Annotated in this window: 21 protein-coding genes and 3 pseudogenes; 18 read left to right on the top strand and 6 right to left on the bottom strand. The window is 68.2% G+C overall.

Annotated elements, in window-relative coordinates:
* Positions 1-72: 72 nt before the first annotated feature.
* From RUTHE_RS06620 to RUTHE_RS06600, 5 genes and pseudogenes are all read right to left on the bottom strand, one after another.
* Positions 73-1,383: an NAD(P)/FAD-dependent oxidoreductase gene (locus RUTHE_RS06620; RefSeq protein WP_021097561.1), complete on the bottom strand. Its 1,311-nt coding sequence runs from the start codon at positions 1,381-1,383 to the stop codon at positions 73-75.
* Positions 1,380-1,763 carry a VOC family protein gene (locus tag RUTHE_RS06615; RefSeq protein WP_021097560.1) on the bottom strand — a complete coding sequence of 128 codons (384 nt, stop codon included), beginning with the start codon at positions 1,761-1,763 and terminating at the stop codon, positions 1,380-1,382. The genes RUTHE_RS06620 and RUTHE_RS06615 overlap by 4 nt, the downstream gene beginning before the upstream one ends.
* Positions 1,763-3,112, bottom strand: coding sequence for a glutamine synthetase family protein (locus RUTHE_RS06610; protein WP_021097559.1), 1,350 nt, complete (start codon positions 3,110-3,112; stop codon positions 1,763-1,765). The genes RUTHE_RS06615 and RUTHE_RS06610 overlap by 1 nt, the downstream gene beginning before the upstream one ends.
* A pseudogene (locus RUTHE_RS06605) lies at positions 3,109-3,791 on the bottom strand (type 1 glutamine amidotransferase). The gene RUTHE_RS06610 and the pseudogene RUTHE_RS06605 overlap by 4 nt, the downstream one beginning before the upstream one ends.
* A 129-nt stretch (positions 3,792-3,920) precedes the next feature.
* Entirely contained in the window at positions 3,921-4,391 is a 471-nt protein-coding gene (locus RUTHE_RS06600; protein WP_021097556.1) for a CreA family protein, read from the bottom strand.
* 118 nt (positions 4,392-4,509) lie between these two features.
* Here RUTHE_RS06600 and RUTHE_RS06595 point away from each other — a divergent pair, with 118 nt between their 5' ends.
* The 10 genes and pseudogenes from RUTHE_RS06595 (at position 4,510) to nuoF (ending at position 11,893) form a co-directional block, all read left to right on the top strand.
* Positions 4,510-4,932: a VOC family protein gene (locus RUTHE_RS06595; RefSeq protein WP_021097555.1), complete on the top strand. Its 423-nt coding sequence runs from the start codon at positions 4,510-4,512 to the stop codon at positions 4,930-4,932.
* An 80-nt stretch (positions 4,933-5,012) separates the two neighbouring features.
* Complete coding sequence (locus tag RUTHE_RS06590; protein WP_021097554.1) at positions 5,013-5,324, top strand: DUF1622 domain-containing protein; 312 nt, start codon at positions 5,013-5,015, stop codon at positions 5,322-5,324.
* 340 nt (positions 5,325-5,664) lie between these two features.
* Positions 5,665-6,033: an NADH-quinone oxidoreductase subunit A gene (locus tag RUTHE_RS06580; RefSeq protein WP_021097553.1), complete on the top strand. Its 369-nt coding sequence runs from the start codon at positions 5,665-5,667 to the stop codon at positions 6,031-6,033.
* Positions 6,034-6,194: 161 nt separating this feature from the next.
* Positions 6,195-6,669: pseudogene (locus RUTHE_RS06575) on the top strand (NuoB/complex I 20 kDa subunit family protein).
* Between the two features lie 12 nt (positions 6,670-6,681).
* Positions 6,682-7,329 (top strand): NADH-quinone oxidoreductase subunit C, encoded by a 648-nt coding sequence (locus RUTHE_RS06570; protein WP_021097552.1) that lies wholly within the window; start codon positions 6,682-6,684, stop codon positions 7,327-7,329.
* Positions 7,330-7,334: 5 nt separating this feature from the next.
* Positions 7,335-8,609, top strand: a complete 1,275-nt coding sequence (locus RUTHE_RS06565) for an NADH-quinone oxidoreductase subunit D (protein ID WP_425413922.1) — start codon at positions 7,335-7,337, stop codon at positions 8,607-8,609.
* Positions 8,610-8,757: 148 nt separating this feature from the next.
* The gene (locus RUTHE_RS06560) at positions 8,758-9,030 is read left to right on the top strand and encodes a hypothetical protein (RefSeq protein WP_051150387.1); all 273 of its coding nucleotides are present in this window, start codon (positions 8,758-8,760) and stop codon (positions 9,028-9,030) included.
* Positions 9,031-9,137: 107 nt separating this feature from the next.
* Positions 9,138-10,157, top strand: coding sequence for an NADH-quinone oxidoreductase subunit NuoE (nuoE, locus tag RUTHE_RS06555; protein WP_021097549.1), 1,020 nt, complete (start codon positions 9,138-9,140; stop codon positions 10,155-10,157).
* 214 nt (positions 10,158-10,371) lie between these two features.
* Positions 10,372-10,602 carry a DUF5337 domain-containing protein gene (locus RUTHE_RS06550; RefSeq protein ID WP_021097548.1) on the top strand — a complete coding sequence of 77 codons (231 nt, stop codon included), beginning with the start codon at positions 10,372-10,374 and terminating at the stop codon, positions 10,600-10,602.
* 4 nt (positions 10,603-10,606) lie between these two features.
* A complete protein-coding gene (gene nuoF / locus RUTHE_RS06545) occupies positions 10,607-11,893 on the top strand; it encodes an NADH-quinone oxidoreductase subunit NuoF (protein WP_021097547.1) in 1,287 nt (428 codons plus the stop codon).
* An 81-nt stretch (positions 11,894-11,974) separates the two neighbouring features.
* Here the strand turns inward: nuoF and RUTHE_RS06540 are convergent, their stop codons facing one another.
* Entirely contained in the window at positions 11,975-12,205 is a 231-nt protein-coding gene (locus RUTHE_RS06540; RefSeq protein WP_021097546.1) for a hypothetical protein, read from the bottom strand.
* Positions 12,206-12,463: 258 nt separating this feature from the next.
* Between RUTHE_RS06540 and RUTHE_RS06530 the strand changes: the two genes are divergently transcribed.
* The 8 genes and pseudogenes from RUTHE_RS06530 to nuoK all read left to right on the top strand — a co-directional run bounded on the left by RUTHE_RS06530 (position 12,464) and on the right by nuoK (position 18,614).
* Entirely contained in the window at positions 12,464-12,883 is a 420-nt protein-coding gene (locus RUTHE_RS06530) for a DUF5333 domain-containing protein (RefSeq protein ID WP_021097545.1), read from the top strand.
* A gap of 171 nt (positions 12,884-13,054) precedes the next feature.
* Entirely contained in the window at positions 13,055-15,085 is a 2,031-nt protein-coding gene (gene nuoG / locus RUTHE_RS06525) for an NADH-quinone oxidoreductase subunit NuoG (protein ID WP_021097544.1), read from the top strand.
* Positions 15,082-15,475 (top strand): annotated as a pseudogene (locus tag RUTHE_RS06520) (hypothetical protein). The gene nuoG and the pseudogene RUTHE_RS06520 overlap by 4 nt, the downstream one beginning before the upstream one ends.
* A gap of 10 nt (positions 15,476-15,485) precedes the next feature.
* A complete protein-coding gene (nuoH, locus tag RUTHE_RS06515; RefSeq protein ID WP_021097543.1) occupies positions 15,486-16,526 on the top strand; it encodes an NADH-quinone oxidoreductase subunit NuoH in 1,041 nt (346 codons plus the stop codon).
* Between the two features lie 58 nt (positions 16,527-16,584).
* The gene (gene nuoI / locus RUTHE_RS06510) at positions 16,585-17,082 is read left to right on the top strand and encodes an NADH-quinone oxidoreductase subunit NuoI (protein ID WP_021097542.1); all 498 of its coding nucleotides are present in this window, start codon (positions 16,585-16,587) and stop codon (positions 17,080-17,082) included.
* A complete protein-coding gene (locus tag RUTHE_RS06505; protein WP_021097541.1) occupies positions 17,082-17,495 on the top strand; it encodes a carboxymuconolactone decarboxylase family protein in 414 nt (137 codons plus the stop codon). The genes nuoI and RUTHE_RS06505 overlap by 1 nt, the downstream gene beginning before the upstream one ends.
* Positions 17,496-17,679: 184 nt before the next feature.
* Positions 17,680-18,312 carry an NADH-quinone oxidoreductase subunit J gene (locus RUTHE_RS06500; RefSeq protein ID WP_021097540.1) on the top strand — a complete coding sequence of 211 codons (633 nt, stop codon included), beginning with the start codon at positions 17,680-17,682 and terminating at the stop codon, positions 18,310-18,312.
* Positions 18,309-18,614 (top strand): NADH-quinone oxidoreductase subunit NuoK, encoded by a 306-nt coding sequence (gene nuoK / locus RUTHE_RS06495; protein WP_021097539.1) that lies wholly within the window; start codon positions 18,309-18,311, stop codon positions 18,612-18,614. Before RUTHE_RS06500 ends, nuoK begins: the two co-directional genes overlap by 4 nt.
* Position 18,615 lies beyond the last annotated feature (1 nt).

The following is an 18,615-nucleotide window of genomic DNA, read 5'->3' as shown; positions in this document are numbered from 1 at the left end:
CAACGGCGTCATCCGTGCAAGGATGTCCTTCGGAATTGGGAAACCGCGCGACAGGATTGCGTGGCAGAGCGGTCAGAAGCCCAGCCGGTCGCGCAGGCCGTACCAGGTCATCGCCAGCGTCAGGAGCGGCATGCGAAAGGCGGCCCCGCCGGGGAATCGCGGCGTGGGCAACAGGGAGAAGGTCTCGAAGCGCCCTGCCTGTCCGATCACGGCCTCGGCCATGGCGCGGCCGGTGATTCCCGAAAGGGCGACGCCATGGCCGGAGAATCCGCCGCCCGAAAGGATGTTCGGGGCAACCCGCATGATCAGCGGCAGCCGCGTCATGGTGATGCCCAGCGTGCCGCCCCAGACCGTCTCGATCCGCACCCCGCCGAGCTGGGGAAAGAGCCGTCGCATGCGCCGGACCAGCGGCCCGCCGATATCCTTGGGAAAGCCGAGCGTATAGGCCTCGCGCCCGCCGAAGAGGAAGCGGCGGTCTTCGCTGAAGCGGTAGTAGTTGACGACGAACTTGCTGTCCGCCACGGCGATGTCCTCGGCCAGAACCTCGGTCCAGCGGTCGCCCAGCGGTTCGGTCGCGCCGATGAAGCTGTTGATCGGCATGACGCGGGCGGCGACGGCCGGTTCCAGATCCGGCAGGTAGCCGTTCCCCGCCAGGATCACGTGATCGGCCTGAACCCTGCCTTCGGCGCTGTGCAGGATGGCCGGCCGGCCCTTCTCGATGCGCGTCACCTCGGTCATCTCGTGGATCGTGGCGCCGGCGGCCTCGGCGCTGCGCGCAAGGGCGAGGGCATAGCGCAGCGGATGGACATGTCCCGCGCCGCGGTCGATCTGGCCGGCGACATAGAGGGGGGATTTCACCAGCGCACGGAAGGCCGGGCCGTCCAGGACCTCGATGGCGTCATAGCCGTAGCGGCGGGCGAGGAACTCGGCATTGCGCCGTGTGTCGGCGGCCTCCTCCGGGGTGTATTCGCCATGCGCCACGCCGGGACGGTAGCGGGCCTCCGGCGCCTCCGCCTCGCAGAAGGCGCGCAACTGCCGTTTGCCCTCTTCGGCGAGGTCCCACAAGGCCCGCGCCGGCCCTTCGCCGAGCCGCGCCTCGATCCATTCCTGGCTCTTGTTGTAGCCCGTGCCGACCTGTCCGCCATTGCGGCCCGAGGCGCCCCAGCCGGCGCGATGCGCCTCGAGCACGACCGTCCGCAGGCCCGCCTTCGCGAGCGTCCGCGCGGCCCAGAGCCCGCAATAGCCCGCGCCCACGACGGCCACATCGGCGCGGAGGCTCCCGCGCAGCGGCGGGCGCGGGGCGGGGGGGATGTCGGCGCTCGCCGCGTACCACGAGGGCGGATAGACGCCGCGGACGGGGTCGTTGCGGTGCAGCGGGTTCATGCGCGCGGGCCCAGCACGCAGAAGCCGTGGCCGAAGGGGTCGGCGCAGAAGGCGACGGGGGGACGGCCCGGCGCGGCGGGGTGGCGCTGCTCCACGGTGCCGCCCAGCCGCTCCACGGCTGCGAGCGTCCCCTCCCAGTCCTCCACATGCAGGTCGAGATGCACGGGCGTCCAGTGGCGCGCGTAGCGCCGCTCGGTGCCTTCGGCGGGCGTGGCCCGGCTGCCCTCGGGCTTCTCCAGCAGCCCGAGGCTCTGTCCCCCGGCTTCCAGCACGGCATAGGCCGGATGGGGCCGCGCCACCTCGCGCAGGCCGAAGGCGCCGCTCCAGAAGGCGATCCCGGCGGCGAGGTCCGGCACGTCCACCGTCACCGACAGCCGCATCAGACGTTCAGGAGCAGATGCTCCCGCTCCCAGGGGCTGATGACCTGAAGGAATTCCTCGTTCTCGGTGCGCTTGACGATGGAGTAGACGCGGGCGAAGTCCTTGCCGAGGATCTCGTGCAGCTCTGTCGCCTCCTCGAAGAGGTCGAGCGCATCGGAGAGGGAATAGGGAATCTCCGCCTCGGACTGATAGGCATCGCCCTCGAACATCGGGGTGGGTTCGAGGCGGTTGATCATGCCCAGATAGCCGCAGGCCAGAGAGGCCGCGATGCACAGATAGGGGTTGCAGTCCATGCCCGGCAGGCGGTTCTCGATCCGCCGGGCCTCGGGCGTGGAGACGGGCACGCGCAGGCCCGTGGTGCGGTTGTCGCGTCCCCATTCGAGGTTGATGGGTGCGGCATGGTTGCGCACATAGCGGCGATAGCTGTTGACATAGGGGGCCATCACCGCGATGGCTGCCGGCAGGTGGCGCTGGAGCCCGCCCACGAAGTGGAAGAATTCGGGCGTTTCGGTTCCTCCTTCTCCGCAGAAGATGTTGCGCCCCGCCGCATCGAGCACCGAATGGTGGATGTGCATGGCGCTGCCCGGCTCGCCCTCGATGGGCTTGGCCATGAAGGTCGCGAAGCAGTCGTGCTTGAGCGCCGCTTCGCGGATCAGGCGCTTGAAGAAGAACACGTCATCGGCCAGCTTCACGGGGTCGCCATGCCGCAGGTTGATCTCGAGCTGGCCGGCGCCGCCTTCCTGGGCGATGCCGTCGATCTCGATGCCCTGGATCTCGGCATATTCGTAGATGTCGTCGATGACGGGGCCGTATTCGTCCACGGCGGTCATCGAATAGGCCTGCCGGGCGGCGGCCGGGCGTCCGGTGCGGCCCATCATGGGCATGATCTCGGTTGCCGGATCGGTGTTCTTGGCCACGAGGTAGAATTCCATCTCGGGCGCGACGATCGGCGTCCAGCCCTGCGCGCGATAGAGCTCCACCACCCGCTTGAGCACGTTGCGCGGCGCAAGCCCGATGGGATTGCCGGCCATGTCATAGGCATCGTGGATGACCTGCAGGGTGCCGTCCACCGTCCAGGGGGCCGCGGTCGCGGTGGACAGGTCCGGGCGCAGCGTCATGTCCGGTTCGGTGAAGCCGTCGGTCGCGGCTTCGGCCCAGTCGCCGGTGATCGTCTGGAAGAAGATCGAATTGGGCAGGTGGAAATACTGCTGCCGTTCCCATTTGGCGGCGGGCACGGCCTTGCCCCGCGCGATGCCGGGAAAGTCGGCGATCACGCATTCCACCTCGTCGAGGCGGTTCGTTTCGAGATAGGCCCGCGCTGCGGCGGGAATCTGGTCGATCCAGCTCATGCCGCTCGCCTTTCGAGGAAGAACCGGGCGATGTCGTCGGCCAGGCGCGCATCATCGATGGGCCGGTCCAGCGCCGCCTGCGCCGCATCGAGCAGCGGATCCGGGACCAGCCCGCGGCCGCGCTTCTCGATCATGTCGGCCAGGAACTCGCGCGAGAATTCGGGATGCGCCTGCACGGTGAGGATGCTGTCGCCATAGGCCAGCGCCGCGAAGGGACAGCCGGGGCTGGAGGCCAGCACGCGCGCGCCTTCGGGCAGCGCCGTCACCTGGTCCTGGTGCCAGGCGTTGAGCGCGACCCGCTCTCCCCCCCAGTCGTATTCGGTGCGCCCACGGTCCAGCCGCCGGGATGCTTCTCCACCCGGCCGCCCAGCGCCTGCGCGACGATCTGATGGCCGAAGCAGATTCCCACCAGCGGCACGCCCGCATCGCGGATCTGCCGGATCAGCGTCTCGAGCGGCGGGATCCAGGGATGCCCCTCATAGACTCCGCAGCGCGAGCCGGTGATGATCCAGCCTTCGGCGTCATGCGGTCCGGCGGGGAACTCGCCATCGAGCACGCGCCAGATGCGGAAGTCCAGGCCGCGGTCGTGCAGCAGCCGCTGGAAGAGGTCGGGATAGTCGCCGTGGACCGGGCGCAGCGCCTCGGGCGCCTGTCCGGTCTGGAGGATGCCGATCAGCATGGGGTTCTCGATCTGGGACGCCATGGGCTTACGCCCGTGCCGGGGGGGGTCGTCAAGGGGGGCGTCCGGCGGTGTCCGGTGTGCCGTCGCCGGAGCGGTGTCGCCGGACCGGTGAGCTGCTTCTGCCTGTCATGATCCGTCGCCGGGCTGCCATAGCGGCACCGTGGAGATGGACATCTTGGCGCTGCCCTCGCTGATCTCGGCGGCATGGGCCAGATAGATCAGCACCTGCGCCTGCTCGTCATAGATCCGCGTGACGACCAGATCCTTGAGGATGATCGACTGGCTTTCGGAGAAGATCACCTCGCCATCGGCGTCGCGGTCGATGTCGCCGATGCGGATCGGCCCGGTCTGGCGGCAGGCGATGGAGGAATTGGAGGGATCCTCGAACCAGTTGCCCTGGCTGAGCCGGTCGAACAGGGATCGCTCGAAATAGGCGATATGGCAGGTCACGCCCTCCACCTCCGGGTCGGCGAGGGCCTCGATGATGATGTCGTTGCCCACCCAGTCCACGCCCACGCGCCCCACCTCCTCGGCGAGGGCGGGCAAGGGCAGCAGGGCAAGCGCAAGGACAAGGGGGGCGGGGGCAGGGGGGCGCATGATCTCTCTCCGCTCGGGGCGGCGAGGATATGGGGCGTGCCTCCGGCTGCGCCAAGAGGCGCTTGACGAGCAGGACGGCTGTCGCACCTTTCCCCCTGCATCGCTGCCGGAGCCGCCCATGTCCCGCCCCGCCCATGTCCTCGAAACCGCGATCTATGCGGATGACCTCGATGCCGCGCAGGCCTTCTATCGCGATGTGATCGGGCTTGAGGAAATCCGGCGCGACGGCGACCGCCATGTGTTTTTCCGCTGCGGTCCGGGCGTGGTCCTGGTCTTCCGTCCCGAGGCGACGGAACGGCCCCCCGGCCCCGGCGCGCTCCCCGTTCCGCCCCATGGCGCACGCGGGCCGGGTCATGTCTGCTTTGCGGCCGAGCCCGACGGGATCGAGGCCTGGCGCGCGCGGCTGACCGCGGCGGGCGTGGCGATCGAACAGCAGATCGTCTGGCCGGGGGGCGGCCGCTCGCTCTACCTCCGCGATCCGGCCGGCAATTCGGTCGAGATCGCCGAATCCCGGATCTGGTCGCCCTCTGCCCATGACTGATGCGCTGGCAGGGCCGTGGCAGGGGCTGGCCGCGGGGATGGGCGGCGTGGCCGTCTGGACTGGCTCGTCATGGCGCTCGAATGGGTCTGGCCGGGATCGACATCGCGGCGATCCTGGTTCTCGTCCTGGGGGCGCTGCGCTTTGCCCTCGGCGTCCTGCGGACCGAGCCTGCAGAGAAGGCCGCCGCCCGAATTCGCGGCTTCAACCGCGAGAGGATGGAAGTCGGCTGCTACATCCTCGCGGGGCTGGAGCTGCTGATCGTCTCGGACATCATCCGGACGGCGCTCAGCCTGGCCCGCGCGGATCTGCTGTTCCTGGGCCTTCTTGTCCTGATCCGCTCGGCATCTCCTTTGTCCTCGAGCGCGAGCTGCGGGCCCTGCGCGAGGAGCTGACACCCCCGCCGGGCGCTCGCGAGGGCTGAGGGCCGGCCGGTTTCCGCGACTCCTGCGGGCGACGGCTCTGCCCTGCCGCGAGAATGGGCCGCCCGCCGCGGCAGGACCATGACGGCGGATCCGGACCCCTGTCCCGGCGCCCGACCGGGGCCCCGGGGGCTGCCACGGATCGCGCCGCCATCCGGGACGCCATCCGGGACGCCATCCGGGACGCCATCCAGGACGCCGGCCGGACGCCGGGCGGAACCGCCCCCCGCCGTTGACCCCCCACGGGGCGGGCGGTAAGAGGCCGGAGGGCGTTCTGCGCCTGATCCCAAAGGCGCACAGCGAGGAGGCGCATGTGACCGAAGGACTTCTCCGGGATTATCTGCCGATCCTGATCTTCCTCGGCTTGGCCGTGGCGCTGGGGGTGATCCTCATCCTGGCCGCGGTCGTCCTGGCCGTGCGCAACCCGGATCCGGAGAAGGTCTCCGCCTATGAGTGCGGTTTCAACGCCTTCGACGACGCGCGGATGAAATTCGACGTGAGGTTCTACCTCGTCTCCATCCTGTTCATTATCTTCGACCTCGAGGTCGCCTTTCTCTTCCCCTGGGCGGTGGCCTTCGGAGAGATCGGCATGGCGGCCTTCTGGTCGATGATGGTCTTCCTCGTCGTGCTGACCATCGGATTCGCCTACGAATGGAAGAAGGGGGCGCTGGAATGGCAGTGACGACGCAGGACCGCACCACGACCAGCCTGGCCGGCCTGACGCCCGAAGGCGTGGGCGGCAGCCTCGTGCAGGGCGGGCCGCAGACCGGCAGCCTTGTCACGCAGGGGGTGCAGACCGGTCTCTACACCGCCGGACCCGACCGCGAGGCGACGGTGGCGCGGATGAATGCCGATCTGGCCGATCGCGGCTTTCTCGTCACCTCGACGGCGGATGTCATCAACTGGGCGCGGACCGGCTCGCTCCACTGGATGACCTTCGGTCTGGCCTGCTGCGCGGTGGAGATGATGCACACCTCGATGCCGCGCTACGACCTCGAGCGGTTCGGCACCGCGCCGCGCGCCTCGCCCCGGCAGTCCGACCTGATCATCGTGGCTGGCACGCTGACCAACAAGATGGCGCCCGCCTTCCGCAAGATCTATGACCAGATGCCCGAGCCGCGCTACGTCATCTCGATGGGGTCCTGCGCGAACGGGGGGGGCGTACTACCACTTTTCCTATTCGGTGGTGCGGGGATGCGACCGCATCGTGCCTGTGGATGTCTATGTTCCCGGCTGCCCGCCCACGGCCGAGGCGCTGCTCTACGGCATCCTCCAGCTCCAGCGGAAGATCCGCCGGACCGGCACCATCGTCCGCTGAAGGATATCCCGCATGGCCGAAACATCTGCCGCCGCATCTGTCCCCGAGGCCGCCGGGGCCCCTGCCGTCCACCCGCTCGAGGAGCTGGGCGCCTATCTGGAGGGGCGTATCGGTGCTGCCATGACGGGGCGGACCGTCGCCTTCGGCGAGCTCACCATCGAGGTGACGCGCGAGGCCATCGTGGACGTGCTGACCTTCCTGCGCCATGACGACCGCTGCCGGTTCTCCACCCTGGTGGATATCACGGCGGTGGACTGGCCCGCACGCGAGGAGCGCTTTGACGTCGTCTATCACCTCCTGTCGATGTACCGGAATCACCGCATCCGGGTGAAGCTCCGCACGGGCGAGACGGACATGGTGCCCTCCGTCACCGCCGTCTTTCCCTGCGCCAACTGGTTCGAGCGCGAGGTCTTCGACATGTTCGGGGTCGTCTTCTCCGGACATCCGGACCTGCGGCGCATCCTGACCGATTACGGCTTCCGCGGGCATCCCCTGCGCAAGGACTTTCCCACCACCGGCTACAGCGAGGTCCGCTACGACGAGACCGTCAAGCGCGTGGTCTACGAACCCGTAAAGCTGACCCAGGAATACCGCCTGTTCGACTTCCTGTCCCCCTGGGAAGGGGGGGCGCATCGGCTGCCGGGCGACGAGAAGGCATGAGGAGCATGGCGATGGACGGCGAGCTTGGGGCCAGCCTGCGCGATAGCGTTCCGGAGCGGGAGGGCGACGCCGGTCGCGCGCGTTTCGGCGACGTGCTCACGGCGGAACAGAAGATCCGCAACTTCAACATCAATTTCGGTCCGCAGCATCCCGCCGCCCATGGCGTGCTGCGCCTCGTGCTGGAGCTTGACGGCGAGATCGTCGAACGGGTGGACCCCCATATCGGCCTTCTCCATCGCGGCACCGAGAAGCTGACCGAGACGCGCACCTATCTCCAGTCGCTGCCTTATTTCGACCGGCTCGACTACTGCTCGCCCATGGCGATGGAGCATATGTGGTGCCTCGCCATCGAGAGGCTCACCGGCGTGCAGGTGCCGCGCCGCGCCTCGCTGATCCGCGTTCTCTATTCCGAGCTGACGCGCATCCTGAACCATCTGCTGAATGTCACGACATGGGCGATGGATGTGGGCGCACTGACGCCGCCGCTTTGGGGCTTCGAGGAGCGCGAGAAGATCTTCGAATTCTACGAACGGGCCTCGGGCGCGCGGATGCATGCGAACTATTTCCGCCCCGGCGGCGTCCATCAGGACCTGCCCGAGCCGCTTCTCGATGACATCGAGGCCTGGGCCGAACAGTTTCCGAAGGTGCTCGACGACATCGACACGCTGCTGACCGAGAACCGCATCTTCAAGCAGCGCAATGTCGATATCGCCATCGTGACGGAAAAGGACGTGCAGGACTGGGGCCTGTCCGGCCCGATGGCCCGGGCTTCGGGTCTGCCCTGGGATCTGCGCCGCTCCCAGCCCTACGAATGCTATTCGGAGTTCGACTTCGAGATTCCCGTCGGCCGGAACGGCGACAACTATGACCGCTATCTCGTCCGCATGGCCGAGATGCGCGAGAGTACGAAGATCATCCGTCAGGCCCTGGCCAAGCTCCGGGTGGAACATGGCGATGTCCTGGCCCGCGGCAAGCTGACCCCGCCGACGCGCGGCGCGATGAAGACCTCCATGGAGGCCCTCATCCATCACTTCAAGATCTACACCGAGGGCTTCCACGTCCCCGCGGGCGAGGTCTATGCCGCGGTGGAGGCGCCCAAGGGCGAATTCGGGGTCTATCTCGTGGCCGATGGCACGAACCGCCCCTATCGCGCCAAGATCCGCTGCGCCGACTATCTCCATCTTCAGGCGATCGATCATCTTGCGCGGGGGCACATGCTGGCCGATGTGTCCGCCATCATCGCCACGCTGGACATCGTCTTCGGGTCCATCGACCGCTAGCAGGCCCGGCCGGGCAGGCCGGCTTCGGCGGGTTGCCGCGGGGTTCCGGTTCCCTGTGGTTGCCGCTCCGTTGCGGGCCTCCTATCAAGGGCGACACCGGACCTTGCCAGGGAGATCCGCATGACCCTCCGTCTCTGCCTTGCCTTCCTTGCGCCGCTGGCCCTTCTCGCCTGCGGGCGGGGGTGCGCCCTCTGCCCCTCCGGCTCCGGCATCCGACAGCCTGCCGCCGCAGGAACGCCTCCTGCGCGCCATCGAGGCGGAAGGCTGCGTGCTGACCCGCGACAATGTCGGTGCCGTGCTGCTGCGCGCCAATCTGACGCAGGCGGATCTGCCGGCCCTGACGGCCGCGCTTCAGGCCGAAGGCCGGCTCGAGGCGGCGGGCAGCGATGCCATCCGCATCCAGTCGCAGACCTGCATCTGAGAGACCTGCGGTGCGACGGGCCTTCCCTCGCGCCGCCAATCATGCTTGAGGGGGCGGCAGGGGCGCAGGCTGCCCGCCCATGCCGCCGCCGCAACGATGGGATACCGATGCTCCGCCGCCTTCACGCCGAACAGCCCGAATCCTTCGCCTTCACCCCTGCCAACCGCGCCTGGGCCGAGGCGCAGATCGCCAAATATCCCGAAGGGCGGCAGGCCAGCGCGATCATCCCGCTGCTGTGGCGCGCGCAGGAGCAGGAGGGCTGGCTGACCCGGCCGGCTATCGAGGCCGTGGCCGACATGCTGGGCATGCCCTATATCCGCGCGCTCGAGGTGGCGACGTTCTACTTCATGTTCCAGCTCGCTCCGGTGGGGCGCATCGCGCATGTGCAGATCTGCGGGACCACCCCCTGCATGCTGCGCGGCTCGGAGGATCTGATCGAGGTCTGCCGACGCCGCATCTCGGAGGAGCCGCATCATCCCTCGGCCGACGGCCTGTTCTCCTGGGAAGAGGTCGAATGCCTCGGCGCCTGCGCGAATGCGCCCATGGCCCAGATCGGCAAGGACTATTACGAGGATCTGACGCCCGAATCGCTCGAGAGGCTGCTCGATGCGCTGGCTGCGGGCGAGGTGCCGGTTCCCGGCTCCCAGATCGGTCGCTTTGCCTCCGAACCGGAGGGCGGCCCGACGACGCTGACGCAATGGGCGGGCGAGGGGCGCCAGCCGCATAACGGCTCGGTCGCGCTGGCGCTCGAGATCGGCGATACCGTGAAGCGCATCGACGGCACCGAGGTGCCCCTTGTCACCCCCTGGCGGCGCAGCGCCCCGCCCGAGGAGCCGCCGCCTGTCGCCGCCGAGGAGGCGCAGGAACCGCGGCCGTCCGAAGGGATTCCCGCGGATGGTCTGGGCATCACGGTGCAGGAGGCCGAGGCCGAATCGGCCGGCCGTCCCGATGGGGCGCGCGAGCCGGGCCGCGATGCCCGGGCCACTGTCGCGCCCAGCCCTGCGGGGGATCCCGCGCCCGTGCCCGAACAGGCCCCCGCCCTCCTGCACGGGCCCGCGCGAGGGGGGCGGAGACGATCTCGAGGCGATCGAGGGGATCGGCCCGAAGCTCGCCGCCCTGCTGCATGAGCTGGGTATCTGGCATTACGACCAGATCGCGGCCTGGGGTCCGGGCGAGATTGCATGGGTGAATTCGCGGCTGGGCAGCTTCCGTGGCCGGGTGGAGCGCGATGATTGGGTGGGTCAGGCTCGCCGCCTTCTTGCCGCGCGGGGCTGAGGCGTGACGGCCCGGCGCAACCCGGCGAAGGCGGGGGGGCGGCGCAGACCGGCGTCCCCGCCGGCGATGCCCGATCTGCGTCCCGCCAGTCCCGAACTGGTCCGGCTCGGGCGGCAGGCGGCGCTGGCCGTGGCCGTCACCGGCGCGCTCTGGATCGCGGCGACCTGGGCCGGTGGGCACTGGAACTGGCCCCAGCGTTGGCGGGCCCTCTTCGATCTCTTCGCACTGGCCGGCTTCGGCCTGGCGCTGTATCTCACATGGCGGGCCTGGCGCCTGCGCCGCAACGAACGGGACTGAGCCGATGCTCGAGGACAAGGACCGCATCTTCACCAATCTCTACGGGATGCATGACCGCTCCCTGACCGGCGCCCGCGCCCGCGGTCACTGGGACGGCACGAAGGACATCATCGCGAAGGGCCGCGACTGGATCATCAACGAGGTGAAGGCCTCCGGCCTGCGCGGTCGCGGCGGCGCGGGCTTTCCCACCGGCCTCAAATGGTCCTTCATGCCCAAGGAAAGCGACGGCCGGCCGTCCTATCTGGTCGTCAATGCCGACGAATCCGAGCCCGGCACCTGCAAGGACCGCGAGATCATGCGCCATGATCCGCATACGCTGGTCGAGGGCTGCCTGATCGCCTCCTTCGCCATGGGGGCGCATGCCTGCTACATCTACATCCGCGGTGAATACATCCGCGAGAGGGAGGCGCTCCAGCGCGCCATCGACGAGGCCTATGAGGCAGGTCTGATCGGGCGCAATGCCTGCGGCTCGGGCTGGGACTTCGACCTCTACCTCCATCACGGTGCCGGCGCCTATATCTGCGGCGAGGAGACGGCGCTGCTCGAATCGCTCGAAGGCAAGAAGGGCATGCCGCGCATGAAGCCGCCCTTCCCCGCCGGGGCGGGGCTCTGGGGCTGCCCGACGACGGTCAACAATGTCGAATCGATCGCCGTCGTGCCCACCATCCTGCGGCGCGGGGCGTCCTGGTTCGCCTCCTTCGGCCGGCCCAACAACACGGGCACCAAGGTCTTTGCCATCTCCGGCCATGTGAACCGCCCCTGCGTGGTCGAGGAATCCATGTCGATCCCCTTCCGCGAGCTGATCGACCGTCATTGCGGCGGCATCCGCGGCGGCTGGGACAACCTGCTGGCCGTGATTCCGGGCGGCTCTTCCGTCCCCTGCCTCCGCGGCGAGGTGATGGCCGATGCGATCATGGATTTCGACTGGCTGCGCGAGCAGAGATCCGGCCTCGGCACGGCGGCCGTGATCGTCATGGACAAGTCCACCGACATCGTGAAGGCCATCTGGCGCCTGTCGAAGTTCTACAAGCACGAATCCTGCGGCCAGTGCACCCCCTGCCGCGAAGGAACCGGCTGGATGATGCGCGTCATGGAACGCTTCGTCCGCGGCGAGGCCGAGCTGGAGGAGATCGACATGCTCCTTGACGTGACCCGTCAGGTGGAGGGGCACACGATCTGCGCGCTGGGCGATGCCGCAGCCTGGCCCATCCAGGGGCTCATCCGCAATTTCCGCCCCGAGATCGAGGCGCGCCTCAAGGGCCGCCGCAGCTACGCCGTCGCGGCGGAATAGCGGCGCCGCATCGCCCGGCCCCGGCCTCCCGGCCACGGCGCCTTTCCCTCGCCGCGCGAAAGGGGGGCAGACCGGTGGCCGTCAATAGGTCGCTGCCGGGTCCGAGGCGGGAAAGCTCGCGTCAAGCGTCTCGTCGAGGCGGTCCCACTGGCGGGGCGGCATCGTCATCTCGTCCCGTCCGGCATTGCGCACAGGGCGGCGCGGGGCGCGGCCCTCCGTCGTGGCGCCGTGGCGGAGGTTCATCGCCAGCGCCAGGCCGGCCAGACCGAAGGCGAGAATCAGAAGGGCAGGGCGGCTGAGGGGCATCGTCATCGCGCAGAGGCTCCATGCTCATCGTCGCCTCCGTAACCCCTGCCGATGCAGGACTGTTCCCTGCGCGCTCCCTTGTGCCCTCCCTTGTTCCTGTCGCAGCGCCTGCGGCCGGCATCCTCCGGCGGCGGTCCGTCGCCGACCCACGAAGGCTTGATATGGCCTGACAGCGCATCCCGGACCATATGGAGCAGGATCGGTCGGGCCGCTGCGCGTCCTTCGGGAAGGCGGCTGCGACCGGCCCCGGAGAGGAGCAGCCTCATGATTCGGATTTCCCCTGCGCGCCGTCCTGCCATCGCGGTCCTTCTCGCGCTGGTCTGGGCGGCCCCCGTGGCGGCCGAGATTCCCCCCATCGGCCGGGTGGAGCGCATCACCGAAGGGCTGATCGATACGGCCATCGCCTATGAGATCGACCGGCGCTGCGATTCGCTCGAGGGGCGCCGTCTGGCGGGCCTGGCCTTCCTGTGGTCGCTCGAGGCGCATGCCCGATCGCTCGGCTTCTCGCGGGCCGAGATCGAGGCCTATATCGACAACCGGGAGGAAAAGGCCCGCCTCGAGGCCATCGCGCGGGAGAGGCTGCGCAACATGGGCGCTGTGGAGGGCGAGTGGGAGAGCTACTGCGCCGTCGGCCGGGCCGAGATCGCCAAGGGAAGCCAGATCGGCCGTCTGCTCGCGGACTGAAGGCGCCAGCGGTCCGGCGATCGGGCGGGGGGCGGTGAGGCGGCGGCCTGCTTCATCCGGTGCGCGGCGTCTGGCGCTGCCGCCCGGTGCGCGCTAGAGAGACCTCCGAGAAACGGGGCAGTTCCGGCAGGAGACGCCGACCGCCCCCCCGCGACCGGAGGGATGTGCCCGATGCCCGATTCCAAGCCCGATCTCAGGCCCATCAGCATCGACGGCCAGGTCTACGAGGTTCCCGGTGCCATGACGATCCTCCAGGTCTGCGACATGGTGGGGATCGAGGTTCCGCGCTTCTGCTATCACGAAAGGCTGTCGATCGCCGGCAACTGCCGGATGTGCCTTGTCGAGGTGAAGGGTGGTCCGCCCAAGCCGACGGCGTCCTGCGCCATGCAGGTCAAGGATCTGCGCCCCGGTCCCGACGGACAGCCGCCCGTGGTGCTGACCAATTCGCCGATGGTGCGCAAGGCGCGGGCAGGGGTGATGGAATTCCTGCTCATCAATCACCCGCTCGATTGTCCGATCTGCGATCAGGGCGGCGAATGCGATCTTCAGGATCAGGCCATGGCCTATGGCCTGAGTTTCTCTCGCTATCGCGAGCCCAAGCGCGCGGCCGAGGATCTGGATCTGGGCCCGCTGGTCGAGACGCACATGACGCGCTGCATTTCCTGCACACGCTGTGTCCGCTTCACGACCGAGGTGGCGGGCGTGGCCCAGATGGGCCAGACCGGGCGCGGCGAGGATGCCGAGATCACGACCTATCTCAGCCAGACGCTGGCCTCGAATCTCCAGGGCAACATCATCGATCTCTGCCCCGTGGGCGCGCTGGTCTCCAAGCCCTATGCCTTCAAGGCCCGCCCGTGGGAGCTGACCAAGACCGAGACCGTCGATGTCATGGACGCGCTGGGCAGCAGCATCCGCGTGGACGTCAAGGGGCGCGAGGTGATGCGCATCCTGCCGCGCAATCATGACGGCGTGAACGAGGAGTGGATCTCCGACAAGACCCGCTTCGCCTGGGATGGTCTGCGGCGTCAGCGGCTGGACCGTCCCTATCTGCGTCGCGACGGCCGTCTGCGGCCGGCAAGCTGGCCCGAGGCTCTGGCGGCGGCGGCGGCGGCGCTGAAAGGCGCGCGCAAGGTGGCCGGCCTGGTCGGCGACCTGGCCTCGACCGAGGCCGCCTTCAGCCTGAAGACGATCGTCGAAGGCCTTGGCGGGGCTGTGGAATGCCGTGTCGATGGCGCGATGCTGCCGGCCGGCCAGCGCGGCGGTTATGTCGGGACGGCGCGCATCGAGGACATCGATTCGGCGCAGCGCATCCTGCTGATCGGCACCAATCCCCGGACCGAGGCGCCGGTCCTCAATGCCCGGATCCGCAAGGCCTGGCTCAGGGGGGGCGAGATCGCCCTGATCGGGCCGGCGGCAGACCTGACCTATGGCTACGACCATCTCGGAACCGGCCGTGAGGCGCTGGCCGCCCTTGCCGGCAAGGCCGGGTGGGGCGCGGCGGGGCGGACTCTCGTCATCCTCGGCCAGGGGGCCCTGACCGAGGCGGATGGCGCGGGGGTTCTGGCCCATGTGGTCCGGGCTGCCCGGCTGTGGGATGCGCGGTTGCTGATCCTGCACACGGCTGCTTCGCGCGTCGGCGCTCTGGATGTGGGCTGCACGACCGATGGGGGGGTGGCCGCGGCGCTCGACGGGGCGGATGTGATCTTCAGCCTGGGTGCCGACGAGATCGACCTGCCCGCGGGGCCGACGGTGATCTATCAGGGCCATCATGGCGACCGGGGGGCGCATCGGGCGGACATCATCCTGCCCGCTGCCGCCTGGACCGAGGAGAACGGCCTGTTCGTCAATACCGAGGGGCGCCCCCAGCTTGCGCTGCGGGCCGGTTTTCCGCCGGGCGAGGCGCGGGAGAACTGGGCGATCCTGCGGGCCCTCTCGGGCGAGATCGGCGCGCCGCTGCCCTGGGACAGTCTGGCGGCCCTGCGTCAGGCGCTGGTGGCGGCGCATCCGCATCTGGCGCGCATCGACGAGGTTGCGGCGAACGAACTGCCGGATCTGCCTGCGGGCGATCTGGGCCGCGGCCCCTTCCGCAACGCGGTGCGCGACTTCTATCTCACCAATCCCATCGCCCGCGCCTCTCCGCTGATGGCCGAACTGTCGGCTGCCGAGGCGCAGCGGGCCCGTGCGAGGATGGCGGCGGAGTGAGACCCGTGCTTGCGGTGCTGGCGCTCGCGGCCCTTCCGGCCTGCGGGGCGGCTTCCGGTGCCTCGCAGGGGCCTGCGGCGGGGCGTGAATATCTGGGTGTGGAGACGGCGCTGCTGGACGATGATCTGGTGAGCGTGCGCGTTGCCATGCGCGGCGCACGGGGGGCGGAGGATCTTCATCGCTATGCCGCCTGTGCGGCGGCGCAATATGCCCTGATCCGGGGCTATGGCTTTGCCCGTCATATCCGCACCCTGACAGAGGAACAGGCTGGAATCTCGCGGGCGGATGCTGTTTACACCATCTCGCCCGCGCTTCCCCGGGGGGGTGCGGACGATCGACGCCGAGGTGACGGTCGCCGACTGCGCCCTCCGCGGCATTCCGACGGTCTAGGAGGGGCAACGTGTCGGCATTCTTCACCGATCACTGGCTGGGGATCACCCTTGTCATCCTGGCGCAGTGCCTTCTGATCATCGTGCCCCTGCTGGTCGCGCTGGCCTTCCTGCTCTATGCCGACCGCAAGATCTGGGCGGCGGTGCAGCTGCGGCGCGGGCCGAATGTCGTCGGGCCCTGGGGTCTGCTGCAGAGCTTTGCGGACTTCCTCAAGTACATCGTCAAGGAAGTGGTGATTCCCGCCGGCGCCGACAAGGCCGTGTTCCTTCTGGCGCCGCTGATCTCCTTCGTCGTGGCCGTGATCGCCTGGGCGGTCATTCCCTTCAATGACGGCTGGGTCCTGGCCGACATCAATGTCGCGATCCTCTATGTCCTCGCGATCTCCTCGCTCGGGGTCTACGGCATCATCATGGGGGGCTGGGCGTCGAACTCCAAATATCCCTTCCTGGGAAGCCTGCGTTCGGCGGCGCAGATGATCTCCTACGAGGTGTCGCTTGGTCTCATCATCATCGGGGTCATCATCTCCACCGGCAGCATGAATTTCGGCGACATCGTGCGCGCACAGGACACGGGGGCGGGGCTCTTCGGCTGGTACTGGGTCGTCCATTTCCCGATGGTCTTCCTCTTCCTGATCTCTGCCCTGGCCGAGACCAACCGTCCCCCCTTCGACCTGCCCGAGGCCGAATCCGAACTGGTGGCGGGTTATCAGGTGGAATATTCCTCCACGCCCTTCCTGCTGTTCATGATCGCCGAATATCTGGCGATGGTGCTGATGTGCACGCTGACGGCGATCCTGTTCTTCGGCGGCTGGCTGTCGCCGGTCCCGGGCCTGCCGGACGGGTTCCTGTGGCTGCTGATCAAGGTGCTGCTGCTGTTCTTCGTCTTCGCGATGGTCAAGGCGATCACGCCGCGCTACCGCTATGACCAGCTCATGCGGCTGGGCTGGAAGGTGTTCCTGCCCTTCTCGCTCGCCTGGGTGGTGCTGGTGTCCTTCCTGGCCAAGTTCGAAGTGCTGGGCGGCGCCTGGGCACGCTGGACCTGGGGGGGCTGAGGATGACCGCGCATCCCTTCATTGTCCTGACGGCAGCATCCGCCTGCGGAGGCCACCCATGACCACCCGCTTCGACATCGCCCGTGCCGCGAAATACTGGCTTCTGGTGGATTTCCTGAAGGGATTCGGGATCGGTCTGAAATACTTCTTCAGGCCCAAGGCCACCATCAACTATCCGCACGAACGCGCGCCCCAGTCGCCGCGCTTTCGCGGCGAACATGCGCTGCGCCGCTATCCCAACGGGGAAGAGCGCTGCATCGCCTGCAAGCTGTGCGAGGCGATCTGCCCCGCCCAGGCCATTGTCATCGATGCCGAACCGCGCGAGGACGGCTCGCGCCGGACGACGCGCTACGACATCGACATGACGAAATGCATCTATTGCGGCTTCTGCCAGGAGGCCTGTCCGGTGGATGCCATCGTCGAGGGGCCGAACATGGAATTCGCCACCGAAACGCGCGAGGAGCTCTTCTACGACAAGCAGAAGCTTCTCGACAACGGCGAGCGCTGGGAGGCCGTGATCGCCCGCAACATCGAAACCGACGCGCCCTATCGCTGATGGCCGACGCTCCGAATCCCTTTGGCGACAATCCTTTCGCGGCCATGATGAAGGCCGGGCAGGAGCTGGCGCGTGCCCTCAATCCTGCGCTGGAGACGTTCACGCCCAAGGGGTTCGAATCGCTCTGGCCCACCATGCCCAGGGCGGCGCTGGATGCCTTTCTGGGCAAGACCTTCAATCCCGGCGGGCTGGATGCGAAGACGCGCCTTCTGCTGACGCTGGCCGGTCTGACGATCCAGGGCGCCCAGGCCGAACCGCAGATCCGTCTGACGGTCCGCCATGCGCGCGAGGCCGGGGCCAGCCGCCAGGAGATTGCCGAGACCATTGCGATGGCCGGTCTCTTCGGGGGGGTTCCCGCGATGGCCAAGGCGATGGAACTGGCCATCGAGGCGATGGGGGAGGACAAGGCATGACCGCGTCTGTCCGATCCGCCGGCCGAATCGCCTCGCGCGCGCGTGGCATGGCGGCGGTTAAGATCGGGTTAACGCAACGCCCGACGCCCTTACGCTTTGTTAACTTCCCTTCGTCATCCTGCCTGCATCAACGAGACGCCGAACGCGCCGACCGGACCGCCATTCCCCTTCGGGAGCCCCGCCCATGACCGCCGTATCCTTTGCCTTCTATCTGTTTGCCATCACGACCCTTGCGGGGGGGCTGATGACGGTGGTCAGCCGCAATCCGGTGCATTCGGTCCTGTGGCTGATCCTGTCCTTCCTGTCCTCGGCCGGGCTCTTCGTGCTGATGGGGGCCGAATTCGTCGCGATGCTGCTGGTGATCGTCTATGTCGGCGCGGTGGCGGTGCTGTTCCTCTTCGTGGTGATGATGCTCGATGTGGACTTCGCCGAGCTGAAGGCCGAGATGGCGAAGTATCTGCCGCTGGCGCTGCTGATCGGTCTGATCGTGCTGATGCAGCTGGCCATCGCCTTCGGCGCCTGGGAGCGCGATGCCGGGGCGGCGGCGCGCATCGCCGCCCCCATGGGCGTGGCCGAGAATACCCGGGCCATCGGGCTTATCCTCTATGACCGCTATTTCCTTCTGTTCCAGCTCGCGGGGCTGGTCCTGCTCGTGGCCATGATCGGGGCGATCGTGCTGACGCTGCGCCACCGGCAGGATGTGAAGCGTCAGGATGCCCTGGCGCAGATGTTCCGCGATCCGGCGCGAACGCTGGTGATGACCGATCCCGCGCCGGGGCAGGGGGTTGCCGCACCCATCGAAGGAGCCCGTCGATGATCGGACTTGAACATTATCTGACCGTGGCGGCGGCGCTGTTCGTCGTCGGGATCTTCGGGCTGTTCCTCAATCGCAAGAACATCATCATCCTCTTGATGTCGCTCGAGCTGATCCTGCTGGCGGTCAACATCAATCTCGTGGCCTTTTCCGTCCATTCGGGCGATCTCGTGGGCCAGGTGTTCACGCTGTTCGTGCTGACGGTGGCGGCGGCCGAGGCGGCGATCGGTCTTGCGATCCTCGTCTGCTTCTTCCGCAACCGCGGCACGATCGACGTCGAAGACGTCAATGTCATGAAGGGCTGAG

This window comes from Rubellimicrobium thermophilum DSM 16684, from assembly GCF_000442315.1.
In the GTDB taxonomy this organism is placed as follows: domain Bacteria; phylum Pseudomonadota; class Alphaproteobacteria; order Rhodobacterales; family Rhodobacteraceae; genus Rubellimicrobium; species Rubellimicrobium thermophilum.
This window is presented reverse-complemented; position numbering and strand designations above follow the sequence as displayed.

Bases quoted from the DNA above. Each gene is read 5' to 3' on its own strand.
- RUTHE_RS06540 (WP_021097546.1), bottom strand. From the start codon at position 12,205: ATGACGATGCCCCTCAGCCGCCCTGCCCTTCTGATTCTCGCCTTCGGT.
- nuoF (WP_021097547.1), top strand. From the start codon at position 10,607: ATGCTCGAGGACAAGGACCGCATCTTCACCAATCTCTACGGGATGCAT.
- nuoI (WP_021097542.1), top strand. From the start codon at position 16,585: ATGACCACCCGCTTCGACATCGCCCGTGCCGCGAAATACTGGCTTCTG.
- RUTHE_RS06505 (WP_021097541.1), top strand. From the start codon at position 17,082: ATGGCCGACGCTCCGAATCCCTTTGGCGACAATCCTTTCGCGGCCATG.
- RUTHE_RS06620 (WP_021097561.1), bottom strand. From the start codon at position 1,383: ATGAACCCGCTGCACCGCAACGACCCCGTCCGCGGCGTCTATCCGCCC.
- RUTHE_RS06615 (WP_021097560.1), bottom strand. From the start codon at position 1,763: ATGCGGCTGTCGGTGACGGTGGACGTGCCGGACCTCGCCGCCGGGATC.
- RUTHE_RS06500 (WP_021097540.1), top strand. From the start codon at position 17,680: ATGACCGCCGTATCCTTTGCCTTCTATCTGTTTGCCATCACGACCCTT.
- RUTHE_RS06590 (WP_021097554.1), top strand. From the start codon at position 5,013: ATGGGTCTGGCCGGGATCGACATCGCGGCGATCCTGGTTCTCGTCCTG.
- RUTHE_RS06600 (WP_021097556.1), bottom strand. From the start codon at position 4,391: ATGCGCCCCCCTGCCCCCGCCCCCCTTGTCCTTGCGCTTGCCCTGCTG.
- RUTHE_RS06570 (WP_021097552.1), top strand. From the start codon at position 6,682: ATGGCCGAAACATCTGCCGCCGCATCTGTCCCCGAGGCCGCCGGGGCC.
- nuoE (WP_021097549.1), top strand. From the start codon at position 9,138: ATGCTCCGCCGCCTTCACGCCGAACAGCCCGAATCCTTCGCCTTCACC.
- RUTHE_RS06530 (WP_021097545.1), top strand. From the start codon at position 12,464: ATGATTCGGATTTCCCCTGCGCGCCGTCCTGCCATCGCGGTCCTTCTC.
- RUTHE_RS06550 (WP_021097548.1), top strand. From the start codon at position 10,372: ATGCCCGATCTGCGTCCCGCCAGTCCCGAACTGGTCCGGCTCGGGCGG.
- RUTHE_RS06610 (WP_021097559.1), bottom strand. From the start codon at position 3,112: ATGAGCTGGATCGACCAGATTCCCGCCGCAGCGCGGGCCTATCTCGAA.
- RUTHE_RS06595 (WP_021097555.1), top strand. From the start codon at position 4,510: ATGTCCCGCCCCGCCCATGTCCTCGAAACCGCGATCTATGCGGATGAC.
- RUTHE_RS06565 (WP_425413922.1), top strand. From the start codon at position 7,335: ATGGCGATGGACGGCGAGCTTGGGGCCAGCCTGCGCGATAGCGTTCCG.
- nuoG (WP_021097544.1), top strand. From the start codon at position 13,055: ATGCCCGATTCCAAGCCCGATCTCAGGCCCATCAGCATCGACGGCCAG.
- nuoK (WP_021097539.1), top strand. From the start codon at position 18,309: ATGATCGGACTTGAACATTATCTGACCGTGGCGGCGGCGCTGTTCGTC.